The sequence below is a fragment of the Winogradskyella jejuensis genome, from assembly GCF_900129745.1.
GTDB lineage: Bacteria > Bacteroidota > Bacteroidia > Flavobacteriales > Flavobacteriaceae > Winogradskyella > Winogradskyella jejuensis.
The window spans coordinates 1-10,285 of the sequence record NZ_FQWS01000005.1 but is presented as its reverse complement, the minus strand read 5'-3'; the positions used below and the strand labels follow the sequence as shown (position 1 = coordinate 10,285).

The window sequence follows — 10,285 nt, the reverse complement described above, 5'->3', positions numbered from 1 at the left end:
ATAGAGTTGATACTGCTAGATTGTCTTTGGTCAAGTCCAGAGGCATCATCACGACCAATACCAGCGATATCAAAATTGAATCCTGCACTAGCAGATACATCCCAAATGACAGAGCCGTCACTATCAACGTAATCTAAGTTACCTTCTTCAATGACTCCAGCGGTGATAGTAGGTTCTAAAGTGATACCGTATTTAATGGCTAAGTAAGATTGTATTCTATTACGTTCTTGAGTAGCATCAGCATCGTCTTTACGCGCTCTATAGGTAATGACCTCGGCAATACGTCCATCAAAACTTCCTTGGAAATATTGACTTCTTCCTAGCCAGTATCTTGTATTGTTAACAGCTGCAAAATCACTCACATCTGAAGTAACTGTTCCTATTTGATTAGCGTTCATATAGATTTCCATATCACTATCAGAAGCATTATGTCTCGTATTCATGATATGAACTCGGTTGTAGTTTATTGCTGTGTTGGTAACGCCTCTACCGTATCCATTTCCGGCAGCATTACTAGTCCCTATGGCATAACCAAAATTTTCGTTTGTAAAACGTTGAGAATAGTTGCCATAGCCAAATCCTGTAACATCCTCATCAAAAGTATTTCCAGTAGGGTCAGTACTTGTAAATGTATCTAGAGGTAAAATAGCTGTTGAAATGACAGGATCGGGAATAACTACCATAAAAATATCATCACTATTAAAACCGCCAGTACCTTGTAAAACTTTATCTCTAGGGTCGATATATGTCATGTCAGATCCTGCAGTAGTTGGATCATTTTCAAAATCTATGACAGGATTAAAATTGATATTTCGGGCTGTGCTATTTCTGTAAATTGGTTCTAGACCTGTGGCCTTAGTCCTAGCATCATTTCCACGTCCGTTATCTATCCAAGCTGTAACTAAACTCCCGTCCGTTCCAACTGTGGTACCATCAAATCTATCGGCTCTAAGCCATAAATCTAAATCATTAGTTACACCACCTGGACCAATTGTAGGATTAGAATAAGTAACACCAGTAATACTTATGTTATCAATATAGACCATATCGGTTGCATCACTAGCTGCTGAACGCACTCTAAATCTGGAATTAGAAGAAAATGTATAATCAGTACTCTGAAGGGTAACAGTTTTGTTATAAAAAATTGTGCTATTGTTAATGTCGAAATCACCTCTAACATCTGAGGCACCTTCTACATCACCTGCTTCAAATATTTTTGCAATTGTCCAAGTAGTACCATCATCATCACTATACTCAACATAGAATAATTCGTCTTGCTCAAAATTTATTGCTGTAAAATAGAAATCGAAATCTACTTTATCATAGGATGTAATATCCATGCTAGGAGAACAGAAAGAAGATGCATTTCCTGAATTACTTCTTATCATTAAACTGTAGTCGTTATCAAATGAATTTGTTGGGTTATTAATCCTGGAGGCATCTGTACCCCCAGAAGCCCATCCATTGGTCCCAGTTTCAAAACTTTCTGTATACGGAAGGGTAAGTGTTGAGGCGCTACATGTTGAAACAACAGCGCCTGTTGTTACTGAAATATCATCTATTGCCATATCACTAGTAAAATCCGCACCTGTAAGTCCACTAAATCTTATTTGAATTACTTGTCCAGTATAGGCGTCTAGAACAACGGTTGCCTGTTCCCAAGCTTGAGCATTGCTAGTTTGTACTTCACCACTGATTGACCATTCAGGAGTACCAAATGTGCTACCTCCATCGGTACTAACTTCCACATCTAAAGTTCCCATATTTGTACCATACATATGATAGTAAAAGGATAGAGAAGCAGACGTTTCTGATGTTAAATCTATGCAAGGACTAATTAAATTAAATTCTGAATTAAAGTTAGGATTACTACCTTCTGTAAATACGTAGAAACTACCTTCGTGTGCTGCACTTGGTCCTGTATTATTGGATGGAGTTCCTCCAGATTGTCTTGTCCAATCTCTATCGTCGTTAGTGGTGTCTTGACTCCAGTCTCCTAATCCTGTTTCAAAACCTTCATTGTAAGGAAATGACGCTATAGTTGTAGAGCAACTAGAACTTGTTAAATTCGATAAATCTACAATTTGTATTTCATGACTCATCGTATTATTATTTCTGTGTGCCCAGTGGGCTGCTTCTGAGCTTGATTTAAGATAATAATTTCTCCAGCCTCTGCCATATGCCTGACCACCACCACTACTTATTGAAGAGCCAACAATAAGAGCTTGATTTACATCTGTTAAGCCGGCAGAAGAAATATTTATTGTAGACTCATCAGCCGCGTTTTGCGTATCTGTAAATCTAGTTACCGTTAGATTTGTATTGTGGAGTACGTGAACAAATTGTCTGTTTGTTCCATTAGAGTCATGATTTGCATCAAAGGTCCAGTCAACAGTTTGGTTGCTTCCGCCAGGTTGAAATAGCGGCCAGTTATCTGCAATGGCATCATTTACACCATTTGCATTGTTATCACCTCGATGCTGCCCAAAGATTATGGCTTCAGACCAATCGTTTATACTTGTAGCAGTCCCACTTCCATCTGCATTATTTCTTAATGTTATAGTAGCAGTATCACTAGCGGAATTGCCAGAGTCACCGTGTAAAACAGTCCAGTTACTACCTGTAAATTCCACTAAGGTGATATTAATAATGACGTTATTTGTATTGCTGCCTTTTTCTACCCGCAACGTTGTATTGTTTTCTAAGTAAGCAATAGCAGTAGAAGAGTCTGCTCCTTGAGTCGCTACATTTGTTCTAATACCTGTAATAAAAGGAATACAATTCTGTGAGTTACTAATGCCTGAAAGTCCTACAGTGGTTGAGTTTGTGCCTCCATTTAAATTAACGGCATATCTTCCTCTGACAATCATTTCGTTAGGCCCACCTGCTGGACCAATATATTCCCATATTGAAGAATTAATCCTAGTATTTAAAGTGTTATTCTGTTTATAATAAGTTAAAGAATTAGTGGCTGTTAAAGCTCTAGCTGCAGAAAGATCAATAGCATTTGCATTACTTGTTAATCCAGATTGTCCTGCACTAACTCTTCTGTTATTGTTTGCGAGTACAAAGGCATTAGTTAATGAAGATACTGGAGTAATACTAGTATTAACAAAACCATTGTTTGTTACGTTATCTTCAATGTGTTGTGTTAAAAAATCACTTTGGCTGTTTACTTTGCAAGTGAATAGGATAATTGTAGATAGAATTATAACCCTAACTACATAAGGTAAAAATATTTTCATAAAGCGGTTATGTTTATAGTTTTGGGACTATATTACCGTACAAACATAGTACATTTACTCCATGAAAAGCAAAAAAAATCGATTAAATGCAAAATATAATTTTATGTAATTGAATTTCAATTAATTAAAAATTAAAAAAGCAGTGATTTATATTGAATCACTGCTTTTTTTTAATCATTTTTTTTGTTTAATACTTAATTAAACGCGTACTATACACACTATTAGAGGTAGTATTTATCATTCTAATTATGTAAGGTGCAATTTCTAATTGACTCAAACCATTTAGATTAATCGTATTATTAGTAACACTTTTTACTTCATTAAATACTCTTCTTCCATTTAAATCATAAATAATGATATTAAACGTATCGCCAGATAGCTTTGTTGGAACTTTAATAGTTAAACTATCTTTAAATGGATTAGGAGTTATGCTAAAGATTTCAAACTTGTCATCATCAATATCGAGTGTTGAGTCTTCTACAGTAACCGTAGCATTACACATTGAAGAATTGCCATTAACATCTGTAACTGTAAATGTCACTACATTATCCCCTATATCCGCAGATGTAAATGAAGTCTGAGATAAAGATATAGAAGCTACACCGCAATTATCACTTGATCCATTATCAATATCATTTGCTGTAATTGTTGCATTTCCTGTGCCATCAAGTTGAGTTGTTATGTCTTGAGTTACGCAAACAGGGTTTATGTTATCATTCACGACAATATTCTGAGTTTGTGTGGAAGTATTTCCATTCCCATCATCAAAGGTCCATGTTACGGTAGTTGTACCTTGCGTAGAGCTGGTTAAGCTATCCGTAGTTGTACCAGTAATTGTTCCACCACAGTTGTCTGTAGCGGTAGGCGCACTACCCGTAATAGTTGCCGAACACTCACCCGTAGCATCAGGAAGTGAAGCCGCATCCGGAACAGGTGCTGTGTTATCATTCACGACAATATTCTGAGTTTGTGTGGAAGTATTTCCATTCCCATCATCAAAGATCCATGTTACGGTAGTAGTACCTTGCGTAGAGCTGGTTAAGCTATCAGTAGTTGTACCAGTAATCGTTCCACCACAGTTGTCTGTAGCGGTAGGCGCACTACCCGTAATAGTTGCCGAACACTCACCCGTAGCATCAGGAAGCGAAGCCGCATCCGGAACAGGAGCCGTATTATCATTCACGACAATATTCTGAGTTTGTGTGGAAGTATTTCCATTCCCATCATCAAAGGTCCATGTTACGGTAGTTGTACCTTGCGTAGAGCTGGTTAAGCTATCCGTAGTTGTACCAGTAATCGTTCCACCACAGTTGTCTGTAGCGGTAGGCGCACTACCCGTAATAGTTGCCGAACACTCACCCGTAGCATCAGGAAGCGAAGCCGCATCCGGAACAGGAGCAAGGTTGTCAACTACAGTTACAGTAGCTGTCCCTGTATCAGAACCATTATCATCAGTAACTGTTAAAGTAACTGTATTAGCTCCAAGATTTGCGCAGGTAAATGAAGTGATATCTGTATCGAAAGTTAGTGTTCCAGTACCTGTACTTCCATTGTTAACAGCATCTTCAGCAATAGTTGCATTACCAGCTGCATCTAGATTTACAGATATATTTTGAGTAATTATTGTTGGGCCAGATGCCGCTACATCTGATGTGATGTTAATATAGTCAATAGCCATATCTGTTCTAAAAGGCGCATTTTGAGGAACACCTCCACTTGTATCTGGAGGAGTTGTGCCTTTGAAACGCAGCTTTATAATTTGATTGTCGTATGCAGATAAACTAACATTTCTCTCTAGCCATGGATCAGTTTGATTAGCTTGTTGTTGGCCATTAAGTGTATCAATGCTTGTCCAGGTTGTTCCAAAATCAGTACTAGCTTCAACTTCTAATGTACCCATATCAGAACCATGCATATGATAACGGAAAGAAAAACTTCCATTTTCACGACCAGTTAAATCTATACAGGGACTTTCAAAAAACACAATACTACCTGGTCCAGGATTTTGATTTAAAGAACCTTCAACATACATGTAGAAATTATTTGATGCCTGACCAGTTGGATTACCAGGGTTAAACCCGCCGTTAGGACCTGTGCCACCAGAACCTGTTCCGTTAGCGTCTCGAGTCCAAATACCATCATCATTTGTTGGTTGTTCCCATAAGCCTTCACCAGTTTCAAAATCTTCTGTGTAAGGATAAGTTGTTATATTATTTGCGCAAGGGTCTAATGTTGTGAAAATCTCCGATACAGAAAATGCGGATGTGGTTGTATTACATCTTGTAGCTACTTGAACTTCATACTCAGTATTAAAATCTAAACTAGAAATTGATTGAGTATTTCCTGAAATATCAGTTACCGTTGTCCAAGTTGTAGTTCCTGTTTCTCTATATCTTATGTCATAAGTTGCGGATGGAATGGCATCCCAAGATAAATCAGCAGTGGTTAAACCAATGTTACTTACCGCTAAATTAGTAGGAGGATTACTATCGTCACAAGGTATATTAACTCTTGTAATTGAAAAATTATCTATAAAAAAGCCACTATAATCTGTAGAATAGTTTTCTCTTGCTAAATTGTCATCATCAGTTCTAAATCTAAAACGGATTTGTAAATCTGTTGCATCTACTAAAAATGAATTATGTTCTGGGTCTATAATTATTTGTTCTAAAACCCATTTATTCATTTGATCACCATCATATACTAAACCTCCACTATTCGATGACTGAAAACCATAACTATCTTTGTCTCCGTGAGCATTATTGGTGTTTGTTTGAGATTCTGGTTTGTTATATTTTCCGCATAATGTTGTCCAAGATGAGCTACCATTTGCTCGACCTTGTATTTCAACAAAATCCCAGTTTCTTTCTAAATCCCAACGAGTAAAAAATTCTATGTATGTTCTTCCGGCACCAGTTATATCATAGGTAGAACCAGAATTTAGAGTTAATGTACTGTTAATATTATTTGAGTAAAATTGACTAGTAGCTTCATTATTTGTTCCGGCTTTTATTGAGCTTGCGCCATCATAAGGGTTACTGGTAGAAGTTGTCCATTGACCACCAGTTAAACTCCAATTAGTTAAGTTATTACCAGAGTCACTGAATAATATATTTGGTTGATAAAACTTTTCAAATATCACATCATAAATTATCTGACCTATTCCGTTACTTAATTGTACGCGATATTCTATTTTATCGTTAGCTTGAATTCCTCCATCTAAAACCATTGAGGCAGAAATATTTTGCTGCTCTAAAATATCTAAGGTTACTGTAGATGGTGATATAATAGATACTATATTAGATGATATAGGTGTAAATGTTAATGTAAAATCTCCAGTCTCATTCACTACATTATCGTGAGTTTGTCCTAAACGTTCAATACCGAAATCTAAATTTGAGGTCGTGGTATTAATGCTACTCTTGGTTAAATCATGTAGCCTTGCGTAACGTCCACCATGATATGCATTCATTAAATTAATACGCATTGCTCTTTTTGCAATAGGTACAAGAGATGTAGGATTTGGCCAAAAACCACTTCCTGTTGGACCTGATTCATTTCCATGTTCTGGTGTAGTAGCTAAAATATTCTTACCTGAGCCAATTGAAGGCCCTATATATGGACCACTTGTATGGTCAGGGTGATCATTTCGAGCATTACTTGTAGAATTTCCTCCATCTGGAGCACCACCTAGCATCCAATCGTCTGCAATACCATTTGCAGGTGTGAAGATTGTAGCACCAGACACATAACGATTATACTTCGTCATATCTTCATGCCACTTATGCATTTCATCTTCTCTGCCTGAAACCGCTGTTGGTATTCCTCCATAAGGATGTGGTATTCCGTTAGCAAAAGTGTGATGCATTAAAGCAGTTTCAAAATCTTTAGCTAGTACAAAGTCTCTCAATATTCTAGATTCTGGTTCAGAAAAAGGTGAAGGACCTCGATAAGTACCAGAAGAAAAGCCAACTTGGTCATCAGAAGAACCAGAAGGGTCACCATCTGCACCCCAGAAATAATCAAAATTTCTATTTAAATCAACTCCACGAGCATTATTAGAAGAGTTAGTACTCGTATTATCTTCTGAGCTTGTTCTTAAGTTTTTACGTTGTAAACCACCACCGTTTGGAGCAATAATTTCATTCCAACGTAATCCATCAGGATTAACCACAGGTATAAAGTACATCTCATTATTATCAACTAATTCTTTTATTGCAGAGTCTGTGTCATAGTTTTCCAATAAGTACCACATGTAAAATAGGTTACTCATTAAACTGGCTATTTCACGAGAATGAATCATTGAAGTATAAAGGATTTCAGGTTCATTAGGCTCATCCATATCAGGGTTGTCAGAAATCCTTACATAATATACTGTTTGACCTCCAAATTGCTGAGATGCATTACCATAAGTATTTCCACGCGTAGTTTCTCCGCTTGGAGAAACATCCATTTTTACTGAAACTAAATTTGGATATAAAGCACGCATTTGATCTAACTCAGCTTCAACTTGACTTAAAGTTAAACATCCTCCAAAAGAGTTGGGTGCTGGGTTTGGATTTAAATTAAAGTTTACAGGTGTTGCCCAATCTACTTCATCACATTCCTCGTACTGCAAATAACTATCAATCGCCGTACTCACTACTGATCTTGAGTTGTTTGTAGAAGCTTCAGAATTTCTTCTAGAAATAGTTTTATTATGCTCATCTCTAAGTTCTCTTTGAGCTTGTCCAATATTGGCAGTAATGCGCTCATCATAAAATTTAGTCATATCTTCTATGACCACATTATATGAAATACCTTTTTGTTTTAGGCGTCCCAATATTGATTCTGGTATTTCTACTTGAATAGAATTCTCATAAAAAACTGCTCCACATCTTAAATCCACTCCTTGTTCTAGTAGTGTATTTATAGTTGTTTGAGAAGCACTATTAATAATTACACGTTTGTGTAAATCTTGAGAGTTAGCGGTTTGTGCTAAGGCAAAAAATGCCAATAGAATAGCAAGGGTAATTCTTTTCATTAGATTTGGGTTAATTAGAATTCTCAACAAATATAGAATAATATTTGAAAAAACATCGATAAAAAGCAAAAAAAATAGATTAAGTGTGTTTTTTAATGATTAGCTTTTAGTTTTAGTACTTTAATTTAAAAAGAAAACTAATAATTTAATAGCTATTGATATAATCGTAATTATTGATAACAAAAAAACCAGTACAAATTTGTACTGGTTTTTATAGTAGCGAGACCGAGATTTGAACTCGGGACCTCCGGGTTATGAATTCTACTTCAGAACACAAGTTAACCAAAAAATAGGGCCTCACGGATGCTAAAAGTTAATTTCGTGTTCCAAAACGTGTTCAGTTTTGTGTTCACTTATTAATAAGATTAAATCTATGAAATTTTTGTTATTAAAGTAGGTATAACAATCAAAAAATTATTAAATTAGCTAACGCCTTCCTAAACGTGCTGTGTATCGGTCTCGGCTATGATTTCGTTGTGGAATCATCCGCAGGGTTATTCCGCCGAAATCCAACCGTTTGATTTATAATTTTATTTTGGTGTGGCACAAAACCAAAATGAATTATAGCCATTGTTACCTGCTGGCTTTTTTTATTGGTCTTATTTTCTTTTCAGATATTGACATTACTATACTTTTCGGTTGAGAATTTTTTTCGGTCAATTCATTATTCAACTTTTCAGAAATTCCAACTGCTTCCCAAATCATATTTTTTATTTCCTGTTTTGGGAAAAATTGGAAGTCCTTTACCGAAATGTGCCGAATTAATTTTCCTCTTCCGTTCAGTTTAATACTTGTTTTTGATAATTCCGCTCCACGATTAAATCCGAAATTTACGTGTCCAGAATAAACTGCAACGTGGCAAAAAGCATCTTTTAGTTTTTCCGATTTCGAGTATGCCATCGCAACTGCATTATAATTGTCCCAAATCAATTCGTTAGATTCTGGAACCAAATCCGTTACGAAATTCCGCAATTCCATTGTCAAATTTTGGATACGCTCGTCATAGGGTTCCAAAAATATTTTAAGTTGTGGATTCGGTTTCATTGGTTATTTATTTTTCAGGTCCAAATGCAATTGCATCAATTTCAAGTAAGAATTCTGGATTTATACGTTCCATTTTATACATCATTGTTGACGTTAGTCTTTTCAATTACTGATTGTTCAATTTCAATTATTGATTTAAATACTATTGCTTGAGTTTTGTTCATCTCCTCAAAGTTAGATTCTGTTGCAAAGCCAATGATATTAAATCCTCCACTTAAAGCGGCTTGTATTCCATCTAAAGAGTCTTCAATAACAACGCATTCTTGAGGTTTGAACCCCATTTTGTTCGCAGCGTGGATAAATATTCCGGGTTCTGGTTTCCAGCTTTGGATGTCGTACGAACTGAAAATGTTTCCCCCAAAATATTTTAAAAGGTTTGTGGTTTTTAAATTTTCGATTATTTTTTCTCTAGGGCCACTTGAAGCAACACAAATCGGAATATTGATTTTTTTAATAAATTCCGTAATCCCTTTTATTGGACGAAGCTCCTTTTTGAAAGTTTCATAAGTTAAATTACGATATTCTTTGACAAAGTTTTTAGGCAATTCTTCGTTAATCAATTCTTCAATTTTGTCTAAACTTGCTTTCAGTGAGCCTCCATTATAATTATCGATTACTTTTTTAAATTCATTGGATATCCCAAACGGTTTTATCAATTCAAGCATAATTTTATTTGACAAAGACAGGCTATCGACCAGTACTCCATCACAATCGAAAATTATGCAATTGTATTTCATAATGTTTATTTTTTCCAAGCTTGCAGGTAACGGTTTTGGCTATGGTTTCGTTACGGAATGGTACGCGAGTATCATTCCGCCGTAACAATAAATTTAGCAAAAAGGCTCGAAATTCCGATTAGGAATTTCAGCCGTAATGAACTATACACGTTGTTGGCAATAGTTATTTATTCAGTTCATTTATCCAATTGACAAGATATTGTTTAAATAAAAAGTCAACGTCGTAAATTTCATTT

The 10,285-nt window shown here is 35.8% G+C and carries 4 protein-coding genes; all 4 read right to left on the bottom strand.

Annotated elements, in window-relative coordinates:
* On the bottom strand, positions 1-3,245 hold a 3,245-nt coding region (locus tag BUB95_RS14005), incomplete at its 3' end, for a DUF8202 domain-containing protein (RefSeq protein ID WP_200777215.1).
* 187 nt (positions 3,246-3,432) lie between these two features.
* Entirely contained in the window at positions 3,433-8,268 is a 4,836-nt protein-coding gene (locus tag BUB95_RS14000; protein ID WP_073087685.1) for a M14 family zinc carboxypeptidase, read from the bottom strand.
* A 573-nt stretch (positions 8,269-8,841) separates the two neighbouring features.
* Complete coding sequence (locus BUB95_RS13995) at positions 8,842-9,312, bottom strand: DUF1801 domain-containing protein (RefSeq protein WP_073087683.1); 471 nt, start codon at positions 9,310-9,312, stop codon at positions 8,842-8,844.
* Between the two features lie 74 nt (positions 9,313-9,386).
* Positions 9,387-10,049, bottom strand: a complete 663-nt coding sequence (locus BUB95_RS13990) for an HAD family hydrolase (protein WP_073087681.1) — start codon at positions 10,047-10,049, stop codon at positions 9,387-9,389.
* Positions 10,050-10,285: the final 236 nt, after the last annotated feature.